Source organism: Ramlibacter alkalitolerans, assembly GCF_016722765.1.
Classification (GTDB): domain Bacteria; phylum Pseudomonadota; class Gammaproteobacteria; order Burkholderiales; family Burkholderiaceae_C; genus Ramlibacter; species Ramlibacter alkalitolerans.
This window is the reverse complement of sequence record NZ_JAEQND010000009.1, coordinates 191144-214323: the sequence shown is the minus strand read 5'-3', so window position 1 is coordinate 214323 and position 23180 is coordinate 191144. Positions and strand designations below refer to the sequence as shown.

General features: G+C 70.9%; 23 protein-coding genes. 15 read left to right on the top strand and 8 right to left on the bottom strand.

Annotation, left to right across the window (positions count from 1 at the left end; translation table 11 throughout):
• Positions 1–33 precede the first annotated feature (33 nt).
• The 5 genes from JI746_RS17545 (at position 34) to JI746_RS17525 (ending at position 6234) form a co-directional block, all read left to right on the top strand.
• On the top strand, positions 34–2856 hold the full coding sequence (locus tag JI746_RS17545) for a DUF2339 domain-containing protein (RefSeq protein WP_201691333.1): 2823 nt from the start codon (positions 34–36) through the stop codon (positions 2854–2856).
• On the top strand, positions 2853–4247 hold the full coding sequence (locus JI746_RS17540) for a DUF3999 family protein (protein WP_201691331.1): 1395 nt from the start codon (positions 2853–2855) through the stop codon (positions 4245–4247). Before JI746_RS17545 ends, JI746_RS17540 begins: the two co-directional genes overlap by 4 nt.
• A gap of 117 nt (positions 4248–4364) precedes the next feature.
• Positions 4365–5177, top strand: coding sequence for a dioxygenase family protein (locus JI746_RS17535; protein ID WP_201691329.1), 813 nt, complete (start codon positions 4365–4367; stop codon positions 5175–5177).
• On the top strand, positions 5174–5797 hold the full coding sequence (ypfH, locus tag JI746_RS17530; protein WP_201691327.1) for an esterase: 624 nt from the start codon (positions 5174–5176) through the stop codon (positions 5795–5797). The genes JI746_RS17535 and ypfH overlap by 4 nt, the downstream gene beginning before the upstream one ends.
• The gene (locus JI746_RS17525; protein WP_201691325.1) at positions 5794–6234 is read left to right on the top strand and encodes a hypothetical protein; all 441 of its coding nucleotides are present in this window, start codon (positions 5794–5796) and stop codon (positions 6232–6234) included. The genes ypfH and JI746_RS17525 overlap by 4 nt, the downstream gene beginning before the upstream one ends.
• Positions 6235–6240: 6 nt before the next feature.
• Here the strand turns inward: JI746_RS17525 and JI746_RS17520 are convergent, their stop codons facing one another.
• Positions 6241–6543: a hypothetical protein gene (locus JI746_RS17520; protein ID WP_201691323.1), complete on the bottom strand. Its 303-nt coding sequence runs from the start codon at positions 6541–6543 to the stop codon at positions 6241–6243.
• Positions 6544–6599: 56 nt separating this feature from the next.
• Complete coding sequence (locus JI746_RS17515; RefSeq protein ID WP_201691322.1) at positions 6600–7739, bottom strand: alpha/beta hydrolase; 1140 nt, start codon at positions 7737–7739, stop codon at positions 6600–6602.
• 115 nt (positions 7740–7854) lie between these two features.
• On the opposite strand from JI746_RS17515, the gene JI746_RS17510 reads away from it, so the two are divergent.
• Both JI746_RS17510 and JI746_RS17505 read left to right on the top strand, forming a co-directional pair.
• Positions 7855–8310, top strand: a complete 456-nt coding sequence (locus JI746_RS17510) for a helix-turn-helix domain-containing protein (RefSeq protein WP_201691320.1) — start codon at positions 7855–7857, stop codon at positions 8308–8310.
• 79 nt (positions 8311–8389) lie between these two features.
• Positions 8390–8707 carry a hypothetical protein gene (locus JI746_RS17505; RefSeq protein ID WP_201691318.1) on the top strand — a complete coding sequence of 106 codons (318 nt, stop codon included), beginning with the start codon at positions 8390–8392 and terminating at the stop codon, positions 8705–8707.
• Here JI746_RS17505 and JI746_RS17500 read toward each other — a convergent pair.
• Positions 8682–9572 carry a LysR family transcriptional regulator gene (locus tag JI746_RS17500; protein WP_201691316.1) on the bottom strand — a complete coding sequence of 297 codons (891 nt, stop codon included), beginning with the start codon at positions 9570–9572 and terminating at the stop codon, positions 8682–8684. The genes JI746_RS17505 and JI746_RS17500 overlap by 26 nt on opposite strands.
• Positions 9573–9659: 87 nt before the next feature.
• Between JI746_RS17500 and JI746_RS17495 the strand changes: the two genes are divergently transcribed.
• The 6 genes from JI746_RS17495 (at position 9660) to JI746_RS17470 (ending at position 16892) form a co-directional block, all read left to right on the top strand.
• Positions 9660–11813, top strand: coding sequence for a thiamine pyrophosphate-dependent enzyme (locus JI746_RS17495; protein WP_201691314.1), 2154 nt, complete (start codon positions 9660–9662; stop codon positions 11811–11813).
• 11 nt (positions 11814–11824) lie between these two features.
• Positions 11825–13411, top strand: a complete 1587-nt coding sequence (locus JI746_RS17490; RefSeq protein WP_201691313.1) for an indolepyruvate oxidoreductase subunit beta family protein — start codon at positions 11825–11827, stop codon at positions 13409–13411.
• 99 nt (positions 13412–13510) lie between these two features.
• Positions 13511–14530 (top strand): TRAP transporter substrate-binding protein, encoded by a 1020-nt coding sequence (locus tag JI746_RS17485; protein ID WP_201691312.1) that lies wholly within the window; start codon positions 13511–13513, stop codon positions 14528–14530.
• Positions 14531–14656: 126 nt separating this feature from the next.
• Positions 14657–15175, top strand: coding sequence for a TRAP transporter small permease (locus JI746_RS17480; protein ID WP_201691311.1), 519 nt, complete (start codon positions 14657–14659; stop codon positions 15173–15175).
• A complete protein-coding gene (locus JI746_RS17475; RefSeq protein ID WP_201691310.1) occupies positions 15172–16473 on the top strand; it encodes a TRAP transporter large permease in 1302 nt (433 codons plus the stop codon). The genes JI746_RS17480 and JI746_RS17475 overlap by 4 nt, the downstream gene beginning before the upstream one ends.
• 2 nt (positions 16474–16475) lie before the next feature.
• A complete protein-coding gene (locus JI746_RS17470) occupies positions 16476–16892 on the top strand; it encodes an acyl-CoA thioesterase (RefSeq protein WP_201691309.1) in 417 nt (138 codons plus the stop codon).
• A 160-nt stretch (positions 16893–17052) separates the two neighbouring features.
• Here JI746_RS17470 and JI746_RS17465 read toward each other — a convergent pair whose 3' ends face one another.
• The 5 genes from JI746_RS17465 to JI746_RS17445 all read right to left on the bottom strand — a co-directional run bounded on the left by JI746_RS17465 (position 17053) and on the right by JI746_RS17445 (position 22170).
• Positions 17053–17619 (bottom strand): cysteine hydrolase family protein, encoded by a 567-nt coding sequence (locus JI746_RS17465; RefSeq protein ID WP_201691308.1) that lies wholly within the window; start codon positions 17617–17619, stop codon positions 17053–17055.
• Positions 17620–17689: 70 nt separating this feature from the next.
• Entirely contained in the window at positions 17690–18646 is a 957-nt protein-coding gene (locus JI746_RS17460; protein WP_201691307.1) for a tripartite tricarboxylate transporter substrate binding protein, read from the bottom strand.
• Between the two features lie 52 nt (positions 18647–18698).
• A complete protein-coding gene (locus JI746_RS17455; RefSeq protein WP_201691305.1) occupies positions 18699–19769 on the bottom strand; it encodes a tartrate dehydrogenase in 1071 nt (356 codons plus the stop codon).
• A 22-nt stretch (positions 19770–19791) separates the two neighbouring features.
• The gene (locus JI746_RS28030) at positions 19792–20790 is read right to left on the bottom strand and encodes a hypothetical protein (protein WP_201691303.1); all 999 of its coding nucleotides are present in this window, start codon (positions 20788–20790) and stop codon (positions 19792–19794) included.
• A gap of 63 nt (positions 20791–20853) precedes the next feature.
• Entirely contained in the window at positions 20854–22170 is a 1317-nt protein-coding gene (locus tag JI746_RS17445) for a glycerate kinase type-2 family protein (protein WP_201691301.1), read from the bottom strand.
• A gap of 81 nt (positions 22171–22251) precedes the next feature.
• On the opposite strand from JI746_RS17445, the gene JI746_RS17440 reads away from it, so the two are divergent.
• Both JI746_RS17440 and JI746_RS17435 read left to right on the top strand, forming a co-directional pair.
• On the top strand, positions 22252–22554 hold the full coding sequence (locus tag JI746_RS17440; protein WP_201691299.1) for a hypothetical protein: 303 nt from the start codon (positions 22252–22254) through the stop codon (positions 22552–22554).
• Complete coding sequence (locus JI746_RS17435) at positions 22551–23180, top strand: 3'-5' exonuclease (RefSeq protein ID WP_201691297.1); 630 nt, start codon at positions 22551–22553, stop codon at positions 23178–23180. The genes JI746_RS17440 and JI746_RS17435 overlap by 4 nt, the downstream gene beginning before the upstream one ends.

Below are 23180 nucleotides of genomic sequence, written 5' to 3'. Positions count from 1 at the left end.
TAGTCCCGGCAGGCCGGAACCGGAGTTTGCAGCATGGTGATGTGGGGAGCCGCGTGGGGCGCGTTGCTCGGAGCCCTGTGGGGCGGTGGTGGGGAGTGGGCGTTCCACGTCTTCGCGGGCGCGGTGCTCGGTGCGCTGGCAGCTTGGACACTGCGGCGGGCGCTGCGCGGCGAGATCGAACGCGCGCTGGCGCTTCGGATGAAGGGCGCGCTGCCGGCGGTCACCCGGCCGGCGCCGCGACCGGTCGCGCCGGCGCCCTCGCGCCTCGAGCCGGCGCACGAGCGGGAGCCGCTGGAGATCCCGACCGTGCCCGCTGCGCTGTCCGAAGCGCAGGCGCCAGGGGCGCCGCCGCGTGGGCGCACGAGCGCCGAACCCGATCTGGTGAGCGTGCTCGTGCAGCGTGCGCGCGACTGGCTGCTGGGCGGCAACACCGTCGTCCGCATGGGCGTGGTCGTGCTGTTCATCGGGCTCGCCTTCCTGGCGAAATACGCGGTGGAACACGCGCTGCTGCCGCCCGAACTGCGACTGGCCGCCATCGGTGCCGCAGGCATCGCCCTGTTCGTGCTCGGACTGCGCCTGCGCAGCCGCAGGCCCGATCGCCTCGGCTACGCCACCACGCTGCAGGGCGCGGGCATCGGTGTGCTCTACCTGACCGTGTTCGCCGCATTCCGGCTGTACCAGTTTCTGCCGGCCGGCGCCGCCTTCGTGCTGCTCGGGCTGGTCTGCCTGTTCGGCGCCGTCATCGCGCTGGCGCTGGATGCGCAGGCGCTCGCCTTCATCGCCTTTGCCGGCGGTTTTGCCGCGCCGGTGCTGGTGTCCACCGGCCAGGGCAGCCATGTCGGCCTGTTCGGCTACTACGTGCTGCTCGGGGCCGCCATCGCGGTGATCGCGTGGTTGCGCGCGTGGCGGGCGTTGAACCTGCTCGGCTTCTTCGCCACCTTCGGCATCGCGACGCTGTGGGGCGTGCTGCGCTACCAGCCGCGTGACTTCGGCAGCACCGGGCCTTTCCTGCTCGCCTTCTTCGCGCTGTACCTGCTGGCCAGCCTGTTCTACGCGCTGCGGCACGGGCAGGCCGCGCGCAAGGCCGTCGATGCGACGCTCGTGTTCGGCACGCCGATCGTGGCTTTCGGGCTGCAGGCCGGCCTGGTCAGGGACATGCCTTATGCGATGGCGTTCTCCGCGCTCGCGCTGGGGGGCCTGTACGTGGCGCTGGGCTGGTGGCTGCTGCGCCGCGGGCGCGGCGATCCGACGGTGAACCGCTGGCTCGCCGAATGCTTCGTCGCCCTTGCGCTCGGCTTCCTCACGCTCGCCGTGCCGCTGGCCGTCGATGGCCGCTGGACTTCCGCGGTCTGGGCCGTCGAGGGCGCCGGCGTGTACTGGATGGCCAGGCGCCAGCAGCGCTGGCTGGCACGCGCCTTCGCGCTCGCATTGCAGGTCCTCGCGGCGCTGCTGTTCCTGGACGGCCGGCACGGCATCGAAGCGGCCTGGCCGATCGCGAATCCCGCTTTCCTCGGCGCGACGATGCTGGCGGGCGCGGCCTTCGCGATCGCCTGGTGGTCGCGCGATGCGGCGCCGCAAGGCCCAGGCACTGCGATGGAACGCCAGTTCACCGGCTTGGAGGCGAAGCTGTCGCCGGTGCTGTTCTGGATCGGCTTCCTGTGGTGGCAGGCCGCGCTCGGCTTCGAGATCGACCGCCTCCTGGAGCCCGTGCCCGCGTGGCTGCGGCCGCTGTCCGCGGGCCCGCAGCAGGGCCTGCTGCAGCTGGCGGCCTGGGTGCTCAGTGCGTATGCGCTGCACCAGCTGGCGTGGCCGACGCGGCGCACGCCCTGGCGGGTGGCCGCCACGCCGGCGTGGCTGAACCTGCCGCTGATGCTGCTGGTCGCGCTGGGCGGGATGGCGACCCTGGACCATGTCTTCCAGGGCGCCGGCTGGCTGGTGTGGCCGATGGTGGTCGCAGCGCACCTGGCCTGCCTGCGGCGCATCGACGACGCTGCGCCGCGCGCATTGTGGCCGTGGCAGCACGCCGGCGGCGTCTGGCTGCTCGTCCTGCTGGCGGGCAACCTGCTGGTGTTCGCGGTCGGCCAGGCGCAGCTGTGGCGCACGGCCTGGGCCAGCGTGATCCTGCTCGTCGCCGCTTCGGTGGTCCTGCTGGCGCTGGTGGCGGCCTGCCGCCGGCCGCTGCGGGTGCGCGCCTCGGCCCACTGGCCGCTGGACCGCTTCATCGCGGCCTACGCCTGGCGCGCCGCCGCGCCGGTCGCAGCGGGGCTCACGGTCGGCGCCCTGCTGGTCGCGGTGTCCTCCAGCGGCGAAACGCGGCCGCTGCCCTACCTGCCGCTGCTCAATCCGACCGACCTCGCCGTCGCCCTCGCGCTGGCGGTGTGCGCCCGCTGGCTGCTGATGCTGCGCGCCAGCGCCCTGCACTTGCCGGCCGCGATGCGGGGCCCCGTGCCCGGCGCAGTGCTGGCGGGCGTCGGCTTCGTCGCGATCAACACCGTGTGGCTGCGCATCGCGCACCACTACGCCGGCGTGGCGTGGGACGCGCACAGCCTGTCCTCGTCCTTCCTGGTGCAGGCGGGCTATTCGATCCTGTGGACCGTGATCGCACTGGTACTGATGGTGGCCGCGCATCGCAGGGCGCTGCGCCTGCCGTGGATGCTCGGTGCGGGCCTGCTGGGGCTCACGGTGCTGAAGCTGTTCGTGGTGGACCTGTCCAACCGCGGCGGCTCCGAGCGCATCGTGGTCTTCATCGCCGTCGGCCTGCTGATGCTGGTGGTGGGCTGGTTCGCGCCGCTGCCGCCGGCACCGGGGCGCAAGGGCCTGGCGGCCGAAGGATCGCTGGAGGGCGTGGCGCCATGAAAGGGTCTGCCCTCTTCGCTGGCGCCTTCTGTGCGGCCGCCCTGGCGGCGGCGGATCCGGGCCCGGGCGACTTCGCCTGGCGTGCCACGCTGGACACCTCAGGCCACACGGGCTTGGTGCGCGTGGCTGTGCCCGCTGAAGCACTGGGCCGCCTGCAGTCGCCCGAGCTGGCCGACCTGCGCGTGTTCGATGGCCAGGGCCAGCCCGTTGCCTTCGCGTTCTCCGCGCCGGCCCTGCCGCCCGCAGCGGCCCGCGCGCAGACGCAACTCTTTGCCGCGCTACCGCTCTACGCCGTCGACGGGGGCCCGCCGCCGCTTCCCGGCGCCTTGCAGATGCGCATCGAGCGCAAGGGCGCGCAGCAGTCGGTCTGGGTCGACCTGGCCAGGCCCCCGAGCGAAGCGCAGTCCGCGGCGCGGCGCCTCGATGCGGCCCTGTTCGACACGCGCGCGCAGAAGGAGCCCGTCAGCGCGCTGGTCCTGCGCGCGCACCTGCCTGCCAACACGCCCGTGCACTTCACGGCGCAGACCAGCCCCGATCTGGCCCGCTGGACGCCGCTGGCCGTGCAGGGCCGCCTCTTCCGCTTCGAGGGCGCCGGTGCGCCGGCCAACGACCGGCTCGAACTGGCCGCGCCGGTCTCGCTGCAGGACCGCTACCTGCGCCTGGACTGGTCGGGGCAGGCGGGCGTGGTGGTCGATGCAGTGACCGGACTGCTGGCGGCCAGCCGGCCGGAGCCGGTGCTGCCGGCGCTGACCCTGGGCGCGCCGGTGGCGGACGGTGCCGCGGCCCTGGAGTGGTCGCTCGATTTCGCCACGCCGCTGCGCGGGCTGCAGCTTGCGACGACGCAGCCGGCCACGCTCGTGCCGGTGCGGGTGCTGGGGCGCAAGCAGCCCTCGGATCCGTGGCGGCTGCTGGCCGACACGGTCGTCTACCGCATCGGCGCCGGCGCCGATGAAAGCAGCAACCCGCCGCTGGAGCTGGCGCAGCCTTCGGTGCGCTGGCTGCGCATCGAGGCCACGCACGGCACGCGGCTGCAGGGACTGCCCCTCACCGCGCAGGTGCGGTTCGAGCCGCGGGAGCTGGTGTTCGTGGCCGGTGCCGCCGGCCCTTACCGGCTCGCCGCGGGACGCACGGCGACCCCGCCCGGCGCCCTGCCCCTGGCGACGCTGAGCGCCACGACGTCGACGCGCATGGCGGACCTTCCGCTGGCCCGGATCGTCGCTGTCGAGAGCGCCCCTGCTGCCGAGGCGTCCTGGTGGACGGGCTGGCTGCCGCGCGGCGTGGACGGTAAAACGGCCGGCCTGTGGCTCGTCCTTGGCGCCGGCGTGCTGCTGCTCGGCGGCGTCGCCTGGTCGCTGCTGCGGCAACTCGCTGGGCCGCCCGGCCAGGACTGAGGCCGATTGTTGCTGGCGGCGCAAAAGGGCATTCGCCGCGGGCCTGTTTCAATCGCCACTCCGTGGCCCTAGATTGGGAGGGTGGCCGCGAAGGCGGTCGATCCGAAGGATTTCTCCATGCAACGCACCCCCGTCCTCTTCATCTCGCACGGCGCCCCGACCTTCGCGCTCGAGCCGGGCCGTCTCGGCCCGCAGCTCGTCACCGCCGGGGAAGCGCTGCCGCGGCCCAAGGCCGTGCTGGTCGTCTCGCCGCACTGGATCACGGCCGGCGTGCGCGTGGCCACCACGGCTGCGCCGCAGACGGTGCACGACTTCGGCGGCTTCGACCGCGCGCTGTACCGCATCCAGTACCCCGCCCCCGGCCACCCGCCACTGGCCGCCCGCGCGATCGAGGTGCTGCGCGCCGCCGGCTGGCATGCCGAAGCGGATGCACGGCAGGGCCTGGACCATGGCGCCTGGGTGCCGATCCGCTTCCTCTACCCCGGCGCCGACGTGCCGGTGTTCCAGGTCTCCCTGCCCGCCACGCTGAGCGCCCGGCAGGCCTATGCGCTCGGTGAGGCGCTCGCGCCGCTGCGCGACGAGGGCGTGCTGATCGTGGGCTCCGGCTCGATGACGCACAACCTCTACGAGTTCCGCCTGTCCGGCGACGGCCACGAGGCGCAGTACGCCCGCGAGTTCGCCGACTGGGTGCGCGAGGCCGTGGAGGCGCGCGACGACACGCGGCTGGTCGAGGCGCTGGAGATCGCGCCGCACGCCCAGCGCGCCCATCCGACGCCGGAGCATTTCCTGCCGCTGCTGGTGGCGGCGGGCGCGGCGGCCCGGGACAGCGAGGTCGAGACGCTGCAAGGCGGCATCACCTACGGCGTGCTCTCGATGGACTCCTACCTGTTCGGCGCGCGCATCACGGCCGCGGCGGGAGCACTGCATTGAACGCCGCCCTCGTCATCCAGTCGCCGGCGCAGCAGGCGCAGCATCTCTTCCTGCTGTTCCACGGCGTCGGTGCGACGCCGCAGGACCTGGTGCCGCTCGGCACCCGGCTCGCCCGCGAGTTCCCGCAGGCGGCCGTCGTCAGCATTCCGGGGCCGGATCGCTCGGACCTCGGCGCCGGCTTCCAGTGGTTCTCGGTGCTCGGCGTGACGGAGGAGAACCGCCCGGCGCGCGTGGCCGCGACCGTGGATCGCTTCGTGCAGGCGGTGCACGCCTGGCAGCAGCGCACCGGCGTCGCCCGCGAGGCGACGACGCTGATCGGCTTTTCGCAAGGCGCGATCATGGCGCTGGCCTCGACCCAGGTGACGCAGCCGCCGGCGGCGCGCGTGGTTTCGCTGTCCGGCCGCTATTCCGAGCTGCCGCAAGCGGCGCCGCAAGGCGTGCGGCTGCACTTCATCCACGGCAGCGCCGACCCCGTGATCCCGGTGGCACACGCCCAGGAGGCGGCGCAGCACCTGCAGGGGCTGGCCGCTGGCGTGACGCTCGACGTCGTGCCCGGCCTGCCGCACGGCATCAACCGCGCGGTGGAAGACCTGCTGGTCCAGCGCCTGCGTTCCTCGTGATCACGCTCACGCTGGACGCCCGCAGCGCCCGCTTCGAGGACGGCGCGCGCAGCTTCGGCGACGCGCTTCCGCTCGGCCCGGCGCAGCTGGTGCAGGACTGCCTGCGGCACGACCCGCCCAACGGCGCCGAACTGGAGGCCGCCATCGAAGTCGTCGAGGACCTCGTGATGCCGCTGCACGGCCGCTGGCCGGCGGCCGAGGAGCTGCAGGTCGTGAGCGCGGAAGCTGCCGTGGCGACGCTCGCCGGCCTTGCGTCGGATCGCGTCACCCGCGACCAGCTCGAAGACCTCTTCAACCGCGCGGCCGCGGTGGCGCAAGGCCGCCCGCGCAGCAGCGATGCGCAACTGGCGCAGCCGCAGGTGATGGCCACGGTGCTGGTGCTGCGCGAAGTGATGCACCACCTCGGATTCACGCGCCTGGTGCTGGCGCGCCCCTGAAATCCGCTAACCGATGATCACGACCCGCGCGTTCGGGAAGCGCGCGAACGGGTCGTAGCCCCGCAGCCCTTCGCGCAGCGTCGCTTCGTGCTTCTGCGCCAGCCGCACGCGCAGCGACGGATCGGCCCGCCACATGGCGTCGACCAGCGCCTCGTCGAAGCGCAGCATCACGGGCGCGGCATAGGGATGACGGGCCTCAGGTTCGTCCATGATCGACCAGGAGATCACGATGCTGCCGTTCGGCGTCTGCGCGGCCAGCGAATGCGGCGGGAACAGGTGGCGGTACGCCTGCCAGAAGACCGAACGCACGCTGTCCAGCGCGCCGACACTGTTCGGCGGTTGGGTAGGGGCCCCGATGCGGTTGATCACAGCGCGAGGATCCAGTCTGCCATCGCGTCCGCCACCTCCTGCACCAGCTGCGGCTGGCCGGCGAGGTAGTGGTTGCCGCCCACGATGTCGATGTTGCGCACCCGGCTGCCGCCTGCCGCCAGCCATGCGGCACGCGTGCTCGGGAAGGTGGACTGGTCCGCCGTGTAGGTGCACACCAGCACGGGCACCGAGGTACGCGCCAGGTTGGCGGGCCCGTCGGCGCGGCTGCGCGGCGACCATTGCGAGAGCCAGCCGGTGAGGGAGGTGATCCGGCCCATCTGGCTGGCGGCGTGGTTGACCGCCCGGGCGCCGAGCGCACCCGCGCCCCACACGCTGCCCACGGCGCGATCGTTGGGATCGATGCCCAGGTCGAGGAAGCGCGGGTCCGCGTGCGTGCGATGCACCACGAACACTTCGTCGCGCGCGCTGCCCGGCGCCGCCTGCGCACGCAGCAGCGCGAGCCGCTCGCCCACCCACTGGTCCAGGCGTTCGTAACGGGCCTGCTGCGCGTTGCGGAAGCGCTCCAGGAACGCATGGCTGTAGGGCGGCCCGTGGCGCACGTCGTACATGTCGAGCGCGGCGTCCAGCGACAGCGCATCGCGCTCGTCGGTCACGGAAGGATCGATCCAGTTGCGCATCAGTGTGGAGCGGCCTTCGTGCGCGGCGCACAAGGCGAGCCCCTGCACGGGTGGCAGGTCCTGCGGCGAGAGGCCGGCCGGGTCGCCGTCGGGCATGCATTCGATGTCCAGGTGCTCCGCCTGTGCCTGATAGAACGAAGCCAGCGCCGCTCCGCCCGAATTCCCGATCAGTACCACTTTCTCGTAACCCCGCTGCCGGAGATAGTGAACGCCGGCGCCCAGGTCCTGGATCACGCGCTCCATCAGCAGCAGCGTGTCGTTGCCGGCGTAGCGGGAGTTCAGGCCCATGCAGGCCACCCCGCGCTCGGCCAGCGGCGCGACCAGGTAATGCCCCATGAAGTTGCTCGCGGGGTGCATCACAATGGCAGCAGCCCGCCGGGGGCCCGCGGGCTGGCTCCAGGCGCCGTAGATGCGTGGGCGCAACATCTGCAAGCCGGACTGGCTTTCCAGTGCCGCGCCGGGCTTGACGTCGATGACCGCGAGTTCAGGATCGGTCATGGAAGCCATTGTGCAGTAGCGCGGCCGTGCTGCACGACTATGATGGCTGCGGGAGAGAACAATCCACCGGCAGCGGGGAAAGCTGTACAACCCGTGCCGGCAAACCAACGAGAGCATGCCGAACATCGCAGCCGTCCTGAAAGACGAAATCGCCCGCATCGCGCGCAAGGAAGCGCGCGCGCAGACCGCTGAATTCAAGAAGGCCTCCGCGCAATACCGGACGCACATCGCTGCCTTGCGCCGGCGCATCGAGGACCTCGAACGCCAGGTCAAGCGCACGAGCAAGGCCGTCGCCAAGGGCGATGCGGCTGCGGCACCGGAGGAGGAAGGTGATGATGGCCAGGCGACCAACCGTCGCTTCAGCGCCACACGGCTGGCCGCGCAAAGGCAGAAGCTGGGGCTGTCGGCCGCGGATTTCGCGGCCCTGATCGGCGTTTCGGGACAGTCGGTCTACAAGTGGGAGCATGGCGAGGCGCGGCCCCGCGCGCGCCAGCTCGAGGCGATCGCCGCGCTGCGCGGCATCGGCAAGCGCGAAGCCGCTGCCCGGCTGGCCCAGCTCCAGGGCAGCTGACCCTGCTGCGCACCCGTCCTAAGCCAGGACCCGCCCGCCGCTGACAGGCGCCGGAGTGCGGCGGCGCGAGCCTGCGGGGATGGACACCTCCCGGCTGGAACTCGCCCGCACGGAACTCGATTTCCTGCACCGCCTGCTGCTCGACGTGCAGCGTCGCCTCGCGCCGGGTGCCGACGCCGGCGACCCGCAACTGGTGGCCGCCCTCGAACTCGCGCTGGCGCTGCTGCGGTGGGACGGCGAGACGCCGCCCCCGCTGGACGCGCAAGTCGGCCTCGGGGCCGCGGTGCAGGTGAAGCTCGGGGGCGACGGCATGTGCGCCTACCGGCAATGGCGCAGCGAGCGCCGGCGCCAGCTCTCCGCCTGCCCGCAGCCTATTCGCGGAACAGCTCCTCGATGAGCGCCCGCAGCCAGCGGTTGCCGGGGTCGGCCTCGAAGCGCCGGCTCCAGTGCAGCGAAACCGTGAACTCGCGCTGCGGAAAGGGCGGCTCCACGATCGCGTAGCCCTCGAAGCCGCGCGCGATGTTGCGCGGCAGGATGGCGGCGAGATCGGTCGCATGCACGATCGCCGGCAGCCCCAGGAAGTGCTCGGTCACCAGCCGCAGCCGCTGCTCCAGGCTGCATTGCGCCACGATGCGCAGCGTGTCGGCATGCGAGCGCACCGCCACGAATTCGAGTTCGCCCAGCGCCTTGAGCAGGGCCGCGCCGCTGCGGCGCGTGCGCGCGAAGGGGTGGCCTGGCCGCAGCAGCACGACGTAGCGGTCGTCGAGCAGGCGCACGCGCTGGGTCTCGCGCACCATCGGCAGGAAGCCGATCGCGAAGTCGATCCGGCCGGCATCCAGCGCCTCCGTCACCTGTTCGCGCGGCAGCGGGCGCGTCTCGAGCCGCACGCCGGGCGCCCGCTCGCGCAGCGCCACCATCAGCGCCGGCAGGAAACGGGCTTCGCCGATGTCGCTCAGGTGCAGCTGGAAGGTGCGGGTGGCGCTGGCGGGATCGAAGCCGGCGCTCTCGCCCAGTGCCTGTTCCAGCGTGGCCAGGGCATGCCGCACCGGCTCGGCCAGGCGCTGCGCCTTGGGCGTGGGCTGCACTCCCCCGGCGCTGCGCATGAACAACGGGTCCTGCAGCAGCGTGCGCAGGCGGCTCAGGCCCTGGCTCGCCGCCGGCTGCGTGAGATCGAGCAGTTCGGCCGCGCGGCTGACGTTGCGCGTGCGGTGGACCGCATCGAACAGCCGCAGCAGGTTCAGGTCGACGTCCTTGATATGCATGATCCTGATAATACTTAGTCGCCTCATTGGATTGAGACATGGCCGCGCTTGCCTGACACTCGCCCTCTGCGTTCCGGAGGTGCGGCCTTGGAAGTTTCGTTCAGCAAGGAAATCGAATCGCTGCGCCTCGGCGCCGGCGAGACCTTCCACGGCGAGGGCATCCTCGCCATCACCAAGGCGCTGCTGCAGTCCGGCGTGGCCTACGTCGGCGGCTACCAGGGCGCGCCGGTGTCGCACCTGCTCGACGTGATGGTGCAGGCCAGGCCGTACATGGAGGAACTCGGCGTGCACGTCGAGGCCTGCTCCAACGAGGCCTCGGCGGCGGCGATGCTGGGCGCCTCGATCCACTATCCCCTGCGCGGCGCGGTCACCTGGAAATCGATCGTCGGCACCAACGTCGCGGCCGACGCGCTCTCCAACCTGTCCTCGCCCGGCGTCGTGGGCGGGGCGCTGATCGTGGTGGGGGAGGACTACGGCGAGGGCGCCTCGGTGATCCAGGAACGCACCCACGCGTTCGCGCTCAAGTCCACCATGTGCCTGCTCGACCCGCGGCCGGACCTTTCGGTGATGACGCGCATGGTGGAGGAAGGCTTCCGCCTCTCGGAAGCGTCCAACATGCCCGCCATCCTGGAGCTGCGCATCCGCGCCTGCCACGTGCGCGGCAGCTTCGAGACGCGCGACAACCGGCCGCCGCCGATCTCCACCCGCGCGCTGATGGAGAACCCGGCGGCCTTCGACTACATGCGGCTGGCGCATCCGCCGGTGACCTTCCGGCACGAGAAGCTCAAGGGCGAGCAGCGCATCCCGGCGGCCCGCAAGTACATCCTCGAGAACAACCTGAACGAGGTGTTCGCCGGCGCCCACGAGGACCTGGGAATCGTCGTGCAAGGCGGCCTCTACAACACGCTGGTGCGCAGCCTGCAGCAACTCGGGCTCGCCGATGCCTTCGGCGCCACCGAGCTCCCGCTGCTGGTGCTGAACGTGACCTGCCCGCTGGTGCCGCAGCAGGTGTCGGACTTCTGCAGCGGCAAGCGCGCCGTGCTGGTGGTGGAGGAAGGCCAGCCCGAATTCATCGAGCAGGAGATCGCCACCCTGCTGCGGCGCGGCGACCTGCAGACGAAGCTGCACGGCAAGGACCTGCTGCCCGCCGGGGGCGAGTACACGGTGGAAGTGCTGGCCACCGGGCTCACGCAGTTCGCGGACCGCTACCTGCCCGCCGCCGGCAGCGAAACCGCGCGTGCCTGGCTGGCCGGCAACCAGGCGCGCCGCCAGGCCGCGGCCGCGGCGCTGGACAAGCCGCTGCCCGCGCGGCCGCCGGGCTTTTGCATCGGCTGCCCGGAGCGGCCGGTGTTCTCCGCGCTCAAGCTCGCGCAGCAGCAGATCGGCAACGTGCACATCGCCGCCGACATCGGCTGCCACGCCTTCGGCACCTTCGAACCCTTCTCGATGGGCCATTCGATCCTGGGCTACGGCATGTCGCTGGCCAGCCGCGCCGGCGTCTCGCCCATGATGCAGCGGCGCACGCTGGCGATCATGGGCGACGGCGGCTTCTGGCACAACGGCCTGCTCACCGGCGTGCAGAGCGCGCTGTTCAACCGCGACGACGCCGTGCTCCTGATCTTCAAGAACGGCTACACGTCGGCCACCGGCACCCAGGAGATCCTCTCGACGCCGGCCGAGGACGCGAAATCCGCGGCAGCGGACAAGGGCCGCAGCCTGGTGCACACCAACCGGACGATCGAAGCGGCGCTGCAGGGCCTGGGCGTGCAGTGGCTGCGCACGGTGCACACCTACGAAGTCGAGACGATGCGCGCCACGCTGATCGAGGCTTTCACCAGCCCGTTCGACGGCCTCAAGGTGATCGTCGCCGAAGGCGAATGCCAGCTGGAACGGCAGCGCCGCCTGAAGCCCTGGCTGGCCAGCCTGCTGCGCAAGGGCGAGCGCGTGGTGCGGGTGAAGTACGGCGTGGACGAGGACGTGTGCAACGGCGACCACGCCTGCATCCGCCTGTCCGGCTGCCCGACGCTCACGCTCAAGGACAACCCGGATCCGCTCAAGGTGGACCCGGTCGCCACCGTGATCGACGGCTGCGTCGGCTGCGGCCTGTGCGGCGCCAACGCGCACGCGGCGACGCTGTGCCCCAGCTTCTACCGGGCCGAGGTGGTGCAGAACCCCCGCTGGCACGAACGCCTCCTCCACACCCTGCGCAGCGCCGTCGTCCGCGCGCTCCAGCCCGCATGAACTCCACGCCCATGAGCCCCGTCTCCCTCCTGATCTGTGCGCTCGGCGGCGAAGGCGGCGGCGTGCTGACCGAGTGGCTGGTCGAGACGGCGCGCCACGCCGGCTACGCCGCCCAGGCCAGCTCCATTCCCGGCGTCGCCCAGCGCACCGGCGCGACCACCTACTACCTCGAAGTGTTCCCCGTGCCGATCACCGAACTGGCCGGCCGGCGGCCGGTGTTCAGCCTCAACCCGGTCCCCGGTGCGCTCGACGCCATGATCTCGTCCGAGCTGCTGGAGACGGCGCGCCAGGTCGCCAACGGCATGGCCTCGCCGGAGCGCACGCTGGTGATCACGTCCTCGGCGCGCACGTTCACCACGCAGGAGCGCATGCAACTGGCGGACGGCCGCGCCGATGCCGCCGATCTGCTCAAGCTGGTGGCGCAGTTCAGCCGCGCGCACCAGGTGTTCGACATGAACGCGCTGGCGAAGGAAGCCGGCACGGTGGTGAGCGCCGTGATGCTCGGGGCCATCGCGGGCAGCGGCCTGTTCCCGTTCCGGCGCGAGGACTACGAGGCCGTGGTGGCGGCCGGCGGCGCCGGCGCCCAGGCGAGCCTGCGCGGCTTTGCCAGCGGCTTCGCGCTGGTGGCCCAGGGCAGGACCAAGTCGGACTACCTCGCGCAGGTGCTGGCGCCACCCGCTGCGGCGCCGGCGCCGCCGTCGCAGGCCGCGACGGCGTTTCCTGCGCCGGTGCAGGAGCTGTTCGCCCTCGGCTACCAGCGCCTGGTCGACTACCAGGACCGCGCCTATGCCGATCTCTACGCGCAGCGCCTGCAGCAGGTCCTCGCCGCCGAACGCGAGGCCGACCCGCAGGGAACCCACGGCTTCGCGCTCACCAGGGAAACCGCGCGCTGGCTGGCGCTCTGGATGGCTTTCGACGACATCGTGCGCGTGGCCGACCTGAAAAGCCGCGCGTCGCGCCTGGCGCGCGTGCAGGGCGAGGTCAAGGCCGGCGAACATGACCTGCTGAAGGTCTACGACCATTTCAAGCCGGGGGTGCCCGAATTCGCGGCCTTGCTGCCGCAGGGCTGGGCCCGCAGGCTCACCGCCTGGGACCGCAGGCGCATCGCGCGCGGCCGGCAGCCCTGGGCGATGCCGCTGAAGATCGCGAGCCACGGCATCCTCGGCATGGCCGCCCTGCGCACGCTCGCCGCCCTGAAATGGCTGCGCCCGCACGGCAGCCGCTTCGCCCTGGAGCAGCGGATGATCCAGCAGTGGCTGGACGGCGTCGTGCAGGGCGCGCGGCGCGCCTGGGAGCTGGGGCACGAGATCGCCCTGTGCGGCCGGCTGATCAAGGGCTACGGCTCGACCAACGAGCGCGGCAAGGACAACCTCCTGCACGTGCTGGAACACCTGGCGGCCGGCGGCGTGGCCGGCGATGCGGCGCGGGCGATCCGCGCGGCGCGCGAAGCGGCGCTGGCCGACGACGCCGGCAAGGCGCTGGATGCGGCCCTGGTGCAGCACGGCGCGCCGCCGCGACCGGTCAAGGCGGTGCCGGTGCGCTGGGTGCGCAAGCCGCGCGGCCTGGCCGCCGACGAATCGCCCCTGAAAGCCCGCTGACGCAGCGCGCGCTGCCTCAAGGAAAACCACGATGGCGGGGCCGCGGCTTCGTTATACAAGGAAACGTTCCGAACCCCACCAGCCCCAGGAGAGACATCGATGCGGACCGCATTCACCCTGACGGCCTTCGCCGCGGCGCTGCTGCTGTCCGCCGGCGCCGCCCAAGCCGAGGACAAGCTCGTGACCCTCAAGCTTTCGAGCTGGGTGCCGGCGCAGCATCCCCTCAACCCGAGCCTGCTCGCGTGGGCCGAGAGCCTCAAGAAGGCGAGCAACAACACCATCACGGCCACGCTGTTCCCCTCCGAGCAGCTCGGGAAGGCCTTCGACCACTACGACATGGCGCGGGACGGCATCTCCGACTTCTCGTACGTGAACCCGGGCTACCAGCCGGGCCGCTTCCCCATCATGGCGGGGGCCTCGCTGCCCTTCCTGTTCGCCAACGCCAAGGGCGGCACCGCCGCCATCGACGCCTGGTACCGCGAGTACGCGGCGCAGGAAATGAAGGACGTGAAGTTCTGCTTCGCCTTCGTGCACGACCCCGGCACCTTCCATGCGCGCAAGAAGATCCTGCTGCCCACCGACATCCGCGGCATGAAGATCCGCCCGGCCACCAGCACGATCGGCCAGATGGTGACGGCGCTGGGCGGCACCAACGTGCAGGCCTCGGCCCCCGAGTCGCGCGACATGCTGGAGCGCGGCGTCGCCGACGCGATCACCTTCCCGTGGGGCTCGATCCCGCTGTTCGGCATCGACAAGGTGGTGCGCTTCCACATGGACGTGCCGCTGTACGTCACGCCCTTCGTCTGGGTGATGAACAAGGCGAAGTACGACAGCCTGGCGCCGGGGCAGAAGCGGGCCGTCGACGACCACTGCACCACCGAATGGGCCGAGCGCGTCGCCAGCCCGTGGGCCGATTTCGAGTCGGGCGGGCACACCAAGCTGGCGCAGCCCGGGCACGAGATCTACAAGCTCACCCCCGAGCAGCTCAAGGCCTGGCGCGATGCCACCGCCGGCGGCGAGGCGCAGTGGGCCGAGGCCGTGAAGAAGACCGGCCAGGATCCGAAGAAGGTGATGGAGACGCTCAGGTCCAACCTGGTGAAGTACAAGGCCGCGCTGTGAGCCGGCCCGTCGTAGGCTGGTGGTGACGCGCGAAGCGCCGGAACCCCAGCGATGCGCGGAAGCGCTGGGGTTCGGCCTGCGGCGCTCACCGCCAGCCTACGAAAACCGCGTGCCGGAGCCCGCAAAATGAAAAAGAAGAACTTCGCGGACCGCTTCATCAACGGCATCGAGTGGCTGGCCGCCATCTTCGTCGGCATCGTCGCCCTCAACATCTTCGTCAACGTGCTGCTGCGCAAGTTCTTCAGCACGTCCATCCCCGACTCCTACGACTTCGGCCGGATGCTCCTGGGCATCCTGATCTTCTGGGGCATCGCCGCGACCAGCTATCGCGGCGGCCACATCACGGTGGACCTGGTCTGGTCGGCGGTCAGCAAGCCGCGCCGGCGCGCGATCGATGTCTTCGCCACGCTGGTCCTGCTGTTCGTGGTGATCGTGCAGACCGCCATGCTGTTCGACAAGGTGCGCCTGACCTACATCGACCACGTGCTCACCTACGACCTGAACATCCCGACCTGGCCGTTCTACGCCGTGGCCTGGGTGGGCGACGTCTGCGCCGTGATCCTGATCGCCATCCGCACCTGGCGGCTGGTGTTCAAGCCGGAGGCGCTGCACGACGAGCACTTCGAGCAGAAAGCCGTGGAATGAATACGGACCTGCTCGCCATCGCCGGTTTCGTCGCGCTGTTCGTGCTGATGCTGCTGCGCGTGCCGGTCGGCATGGCCATGGGCCTGGTCGGCATCACGGGCTATGCCTGGATCGCCGGCGCCGGGCCGGCGCTGAAGCTGGTCGGGCAGACCTCGATGCGCACGGTGACGGACTACACCTTCGGCGTGATCCCGATGTTCATGCTGATGGGCGCCCTGGTGTCGGTCTCGGGCGTGAGCCGCGAACTGTTCAAGGCGGCCAACTCGCTGATCGGGCACCTGCGCGGCGGGCTCGGCGTGGCGACGGTGCTGGCCTGCGGCGGCTTCGCGGCGATCTGCGGATCCTCCGTTGCCACGGCGGCCACCTTCTCCAGCGTGGCCTACCCGGAGATGCGGCGCTTCGGCTATCCGCAGTCCTTCTCCACCGGCGTGATCGCCGCCGGCGGCACGCTGGGCGCCATGCTGCCGCCTTCGACGGTGCTGGCGGTGTACGCGATCCTCACGCAGCAGGACATCGGCAAGCTGTTCATGGCCGGCGTCATCCCCGGCCTGTTCGCGATGCTGCTGTACGTGCTCACGGTGATGGTGATCGTCAAGGTCCGGCCCGGCTGGCTGCCGCGCGGCGAGGCGCGGCCCTGGTCCGAGCGGGCCGCCGACCTCAAGGACGTGTGGGCGCCGGTCGTGCTGTTCCTGTTCGTCATCGGCGGCCTGTACGGCGGCCTGTTCACGCCCACGGAGGCGGGCGGCGTGGGCGCCAGCGGCGCCTTCCTCCTGGGGCTGGCGCGCGGCAAGCTCGATCGCGCCAGGATCAAGGAGGCCCTGCTGTCCGCCACGCGCACGGCGGCGGCCGTCTTCACCGTGCTGATCGGCGCGCTGATGTTCGGCTACTTCCTCACCATCACGCAGACGCCGCAGAAGCTCACCGAGTTCCTGACCAACCTCGGCGTGGGCCGCTACGGCGTGCTGGCGCTGATCATGGTGATGTACCTGGTGCTCGGCTGCCTGATGGACGCCATGGCCATGATCATCCTGACCGTGCCCATCATCTTCCCGGTGATCACGCAGCTGGGCTTCGATCCGATCTGGTTCGGCGTGATCATCGTGATGACGGTGGAACTGGGCCTGATCCACCCGCCGGTGGGCATGAACGTGTTCGTGATCAAGAGCGTGGTGCACGACGTGAGCTTCACCACGATCTTCCGCGGCGTGCTGCCCTTCGTGGCGACGGACATCTGCCGGCTGGTGATCCTGATCTCGTTCCCGGTGATCGCGCTGTGGCTCCCGGGCAAAATGGGCTAGCCATGAAGGAAATCATCTATACCGTGCGGGTGGAGTTCGGCGACTGCGATCCGGCGCGCATCGTCTGGTTCCCGAACTTCTTCCGCTGGATCGACGCGTCCTCGCGCAACTTCTTCGTCCGCTGCGGCGTGCCCCCGTGGCACGAGACCGAGGCGGCCACCGGCATGATCGGCACGCCGGTGGTGGACACGCATGCGCGCTTCGTCAAGACCGCCAGCTACGGCGACACGCTGCAGGTCCACACCTGCATCGCCGAATGGCGCGGCAAGAGCTTCGTGCAGCGCCACCGCATCCTGCGCGAGGACGACCTGATCATGGAATGCGACGAGGTGCGGATCTTCGCGGCGCGGCGGGGCGACGACGCGACGGGGATCCGCGCGGTGGCGATCCCGGAGGACATCCGCAGGTTGTGCGAATGAGGTAGCGAGGGGGCGGGCAACCGAACGCAGAAGCCGCAAAGGTTACGCAAAAGCCGCGAAAGGGAAGCAATGAAGGATCAATTTCAAAGGTCTTCTTTTGCGGTCTTTGCGAAACCTTTGCGGCTTTTGCGTTCGGTTGTTCTGCCCTGGTTGTTCTGCCCTACTTCCCCGCCCCCCGGGACGAGCGCACGTCGCACTTGAGGACATCCTTCATGTACTTGAGGCTCGCCGTCTTTGCCTGCGGCGTCTCCGCCGCGGTGCAGTCCGAAGGGACCCACACGCCTTCGTAGCCGCGCAGGAAGGCATCCGCCGCGGTCATCTGCACGCACATGTCGGTGGCCAGGCCGGCGAGGATCAGTTCGCGGGCGCCCATCTCGGTGAGCAGAAGTTCGAGCGCGGAACAGAAGAAGGCCGAATGGCGCGGCTTGAGCAGCGTGATGTCGCGCGGGCGCGGCGCGATCAGGCGCGCGATCTCGCCGCTGATGTCGTCGCGGGCGCAGCACTGCGCGACCAGCGCCTGGAAGTCCGACTGCCACGCACCATAGTTGTCGTTGGCATAGATCACCGCCACCTTCTGCGCCTGCAGCACGTCGCGCAGCCGCACCGTCGCACGCGCCGCCGTGAGCGCCGGCTTGGCGAGCTTTTCCGCGCCGGGGAAATTCAGCGGATTGATGTAGTCGATCAGGATCAGCACGCGCGGGCTGCGCGGCACCTTGGCTGGCTGCATGTCCGGGCCCCAGAAGCAAACGGCGCCCATCGTAGGGCGCCGTCGGCAGCGGGAGTGTAGGAAGCCGGCTTTACTTCTTGCCCAGGCCCATGCGCGTGGCGCCTTCGGTGTACAGCTTCGTCTTGCTGGCCATGAAGGAATCCATTTCCTCCACGCCGACGTTCACCAGCTCGAAGCCGCTCGCCGCCGCCTTTTCCTTCATCTCCGGGTCGTTGTTCAGCGCACGCCAGAGGTCGGACACGCGCTTGCGCGTCTCGGGCGGGGTGGACTTGGGCACGCCGATGCCGCGGTAGGCGCCGTCGACCCAGTCGACGCCCAGTTCCTTGAACGTCGGCACGTCGGGCATGAGCGGATGGCGCTTCTCCATCGCCACGGCGATCGGGCGCACGCCCTTTTCCTTGTTGGCGATCGCGAACGGCGTGTACGTCATCGCGCCGTCGACCTGGCCGCCCAGCACCGAGGACGCGAGGTCGCCGGTGCCCTTGAAGGGCACGTACAGCGTCTTGATGCCGAAGGCGGCGTCGAGGCGCTCGTGCGCGGCGTGGTTGGCGGAGTACTGGCCGGAGCCCGCCAGGCTCAGCGAGCCGGGCTTGGCCTTCGCCGCCTCGATGAACTCCTTGAAATTGTGGATCGGGCTCTTGGCGCTCACGACCAGGATGTCGGGCGTGAAGTGGAACCAGAACACCGGCGTGACGTCCGCCGTCTTGTACTGCACGTCGCCCTGGATCGGCTGGAACACGATGTGCGGCAGGTTGACGCCGACCACGTTGAGGCCGTCGGCGGGCAGCTGGTTCATCTGCGTCCACATCAGCGCGCCGCCGGCACCGGCCTTGTACTGGATGATGGTCTCGACGCTGGGACACTTCTTGTGCAGCACCAGCTGCTGGTGCCGCGCCGACAGGTCGGACTCGCCGCCGGGCGGGAAGGCCTGCCAGTACTGCACGTTCTTGTCGGGACAGGCCACGGACTGGGCCAGCGCAACCGGCGCCAGCAGGGCCAGCGCCAGGGTGGACAGCATGCGCTTCATCGCTCTCGTCTCCTTTCGGTTCTTGGGACCGCAGGAGAGTGTGGGGCAGGTCTCAGCGATTGTTCAACCGGGAAATCACTGCCGCGGTCACATCCGCCGTGCGGGCCTGGCCGCCCAGGTCGCCGGTATGCAACTTCGGATCGGCCGTGATTTCCTCGATGGCGGCCATGAGGCGCGCGGCCGCCTGCGGCTCGCCCAGGTGCTCCAGCAGCATCACGCAGCTCCAGAAGGTGCCCACCGGGTTGGCGAGGCCCTTGCCCATGATGTCGAAGGCCGAGCCGTGGATCGGCTCGAACATGCTGGGATAGCGGCGTTCGGGGTCGATGTTGCCGGTGGGCGCGATGCCCAGGCTGCCGGCCAGCGCCGCGGCGAGGTCGCTCAGGATGTCGGCGTGGAGATTCGTCGCGACCAGCGTGTCGAGCGAGGCAGGACGGTTCACCATCCGCGCCGTGCAGGCGTCGACCAGTTCCTTGTCCCAGCGCACGTCCGGGAACTCCTTGCTCACCGCCACGGCCACCTCGTCCCACATCACCATGCCGTGGCGCTGGGCGTTGGACTTGGTGACGACGGTGAGCTGCTTGCGCGGCCGCGACTGCGCGAGGCGGAAGGCGAAGCGCATGATGCGCTCGACGCCGGCGCGCGTGAGGATGCTCACGTCGGTCGCGACTTCGATCGGATGGCCCTGGTGGGCGCGGCCGCCGACGCCGGCGTACTCGCCCTCGGAGTTCTCGCGCACGATCACCCAGTCCAGGTCCCTGGGGCCGCAGCGCTTGAGCGGCGCGTCGATGCCGGGCAGGATGCGCGTGGGCCGCACGTTCGCGTACTGGTCGAAGCCCTGGCAGATCTTCAGCCGCAGGCCCCACAGCGTGATGTGGTCGGGGATGTGCGGGTCGCCGGCGGAGCCGAACAGGATCGCGTCCATGCCGCGGATCGCCTCCAGGCCGTCGTCCGGCATCATCTTGCCGTGGGCGCGGTACCAGTCGCCGCCCCAGCCGAAGCTGGTGAATTCGAAGCGGAAATCGCTGCCGCCGGCGGCCAGCGCCTGCAGCACCTCCTGCCCCGCGGGGATCACTTCCTTGCCGATGCCGTCGCCGGGAATGCAGGCGATCTTGTACGTCTTCACTCGGTCTCCTTCCAGGCCCGGCTCACAGGGCCTTGTTCATGTCCACGTCGAAGCCGCTCTTCTTCAGCTCGCGGGCCAGCAGGAGCTTCCACAGGCCGCCTTCGTCCAGCGCCTGGTGCGGCAGCCCCGGCAACGCGTCCTGGCCGCTGGCCTGCAGCACGCAGATGCGCGAGCGGCCGAGGGCGCCGAGCAGGAAGCCGATCTCCAGTTGCCGGTCGGCCTGCAGCACGATGGCGAAGCCGACCTGGCGCAAGGCCTCGAGGGCGTCGAGCGAGGACATGTCGGCGCGCGGCGGCTGGGCGATCACAGGCTCGAGCCCGAGCTGCGCGACGAAGCTGGTGACGGCCTCGCCGGAGCTGTCGTCGCGGCAGACGATCGCGATGCGCTGGGAAGCTTCGGTGCTGGTGGCGGCTGGTTTCATCGTGGGCGAACTTGCAAGGGGAGAAGGCGTGGGGGCCGGCGCCGGGGCCGGTGCGGCATACGGGGCCGTGACGTCGATGATCGGCGCGGGAGCGGGCGCCGGCGCCCGGGGCGCCTCGGCCGCCAGGGGCGCGAAGCCCGAGGGCAGCGGGGCGAAGTTGGAAGGGAGCGCGCCGAAATTCGATGCCGGCGCCTCGCCGAGCGGCGCCAGCGTCGAATCGCCGGCCCCGCCGGCCAGCCGCCGGTCCAGGACCTTGGCGGCGGCGTTGAGCCGCATCACGGCCTGGCCGACCGCCTTGCGGACTTCCTCGCGCAGCTCGTCGATCGTGTAGCGGTCGCCGAAGGTGGAATCGAGCGCCGCGTCCAGCGGCCCGATGGCGAGCTGCCGGTATTGGCCGCTGCCCATTCCGACCGCCTCGGCGATCGTCTTGTTCACGTTCTTCTGCACCATCTCCAGCCGCGAATCCCAGCGGTCCCGGATGGTGGAGGCATCGAAGCCCCGCAATTCCTTGATCCGCTTGCCGATGCGTTCCAGCACGGCCTCGATGTCCGCCTTGTCGTGCGGTCCGCCCGATGCCTGCGCATGCTTGCCGTTGCCCATGCAGCTCCTCCAACTCCGCCCGACTGTAGCAGCGCGGCGCGGCGGCCGCCAACAGGGCCCGGCTCAGAGCACGAGCAGGGCGCGGAAGTCGTTCACGTTGGTGTGCGTGGGTCCCGTGACCACCAGGTCGCCCAGGGCGCTGAAGTAGCCGTAGGCGTCGTTGCGCTGCAGGTAGGCATCGACCTTCATCCCCTGGGCGAGGGCCCGCTGCAGCGTGTCGGGCGCGACGAAGGCGCCGGCGTTGTCCTCCACGCCGTCGATGCCGTCGGTGTCGGCGGCAAGCGCCCAGACGCGCTGCTGTCCCTGCAGGGCCTGCGCCAGCCCGAGGCAGAACTCCCCGGCCCGGCCGCCCCGCCCGCGCGGCGTGCCTTCGGGCTGCTTGCGCACCGTCACCGTCGTCTCGCCGCCGGAGAGGATCACGCACGGCGGCGCGAAGGGCTGGCCGCGCTGCGCCACGGCGCGCGCGAGCGCGGCGTGCACCTTGCCGACCTCGCGCGATTCGCCTTCCATCTCGTCGCTCAGGATGTGCGCCTCGAGTCCGGCCGCGCGGGCCGCCGCTGCCGCGGCCTCCAGCGACTGCTGCGGCGTGGCGATCAGGTGCACGGCGTGGCCGGCGAACACCGGGTCGCCGGGCTTGGGCGTCTCGAGCGCGCCCTGCTCCAGGCGCGCGCGGATGGCGCCGGGCACCTCGATCCCGTACCGCTGCAGGATCGCCAGCGCATCCGCGCAGCTGCTCGCGTCGGGCACCGTGGGGCCGCTGGCGATCACCGAGGGATCGTCGCCGGGCACGTCGCTGATCGTGAGCGTGACCACCTTCGCCGGCGCGCAGGCGGCAGCCAGCCGGCCGCCCTTGATGCGCGAGAGGTGCTTGCGCACGCAGTTCATCTCCACGATGTTGGCGCCGGAGTCGAGCAGCTCGCGGTTGATGCGCTGCTTTTCCTCCAGCGAGAGGCCTTCGGCCGGCAGCGTGAGCAGCGCCGAGCCGCCGCCGGAGATCAGGCACAGCACGAGGTCGTCGGCGGTGAGGCCCTGCGCCAGCGACAGGATGCGTTCGGCGGCCTGCAGGCCGGCCGCGTCGGGCACCGGGTGCGCGGCTTCGACCACCTCGATGCGACCGGGCAGGCCCGGCGGCCGCGGCGGCGTGTGGTGGTAGCGCGTCACCACCAGGCCGGAGAGCGCAGCGTCGGCGGGCCACAGCGCCTCGACCGCCTGCGCCATGGCGCCGCCCGCCTTGCCCGCGCCCAGCACGATGGTGCGGCCGCGCGGCGGCGGCGGCAGGAACGCTTCGGTGTTGTGCAGCGGCAGGGCGCGGTGCACCGCCGTGCGGTAAAGATGCTCCAGGAAGGCGCGGGGCTGGTGGCGGGGATCGGGCGCGGTCATTCGGGGTCTCCTGCGAGCGATTACACCTCAGGTCCCCCGACTCGCGCAGGGTGGGCCGGCCGCTGCGCTAGAGTGCCGCCCATGCAATGGTTTCGCTCCCGCATCGCCCGCCATCCGCGGCATGCACTGATCCTCGGCAAGCTCCTGCTCGTCGCCGGCGGAGTCCTGGTCCTGGGGGCCGTGTTCGCGCGGGCGGGGCTGCTCTCCATCAACGCCGACCGGGCGGCAGCGAAGCTGCCCCTCCTGCACACGCTGGCGCAAGCCTATCCGCAGTACCCGACCTGGATCGTGCCGGAGGGGCCGGTCGGCTACACCATCGCCGCCGTGCTGGTCCTGCTCGGGACGGCGCTCACCGCCCTGGCGGAGAAAGCGAAGAAGCGATGAAGCGCATCGGCGTGATCGACTTCGAGACCACCGGCCTGTCGCCGGCGCAGGGCGACCGCGCCACCGAAATCGCCATCGTGGTGCTGGAAGGCTCCCAGGTGGTGGACCGGTTCCAGTCGCTGATGAACGCCGGCGTGCGCATCTCCCCCTTTATCGAGGACTACACGGGCATCAGCAACGACATGATCCGTTGCGCGCCGCCGGCCGGCCAGGTGATGGCCGAGGCCGCGCGCTTCGTCCAGGGCATGCCGCTGGTGGCGCACAACGCCTCCTTCGACCAGCGCTTCTGGGCCGCGGAGCTGGCCAGGCTGGGTACGGGCGCAAGCGAGCTGCCGCCCTTCGCCTGCACCATGCTGCTGTCGCGGCGCCTGTATCCGCAGGCCGGCAGCTATCGCCTGGGCTCGCTGGCCGCCTTCCACGCCCTTCCTCCCGCCGGACGGGCCCACCGGGCGCTGGCCGATGCGGAAGTCACGGCGGCTCTGCTCTCGCGCATCCGCTCGGACATCCGCGCGCAGTTCGACGTGCAGGAGGCGCCGCACGACCTGCTGGTGAAGCTGCAGCGCAGCCCGCGCAAGGCCTTGCCCAAGGCGATCCAGGCCTACTTCGACGCCTTGCGCGACGCCTGA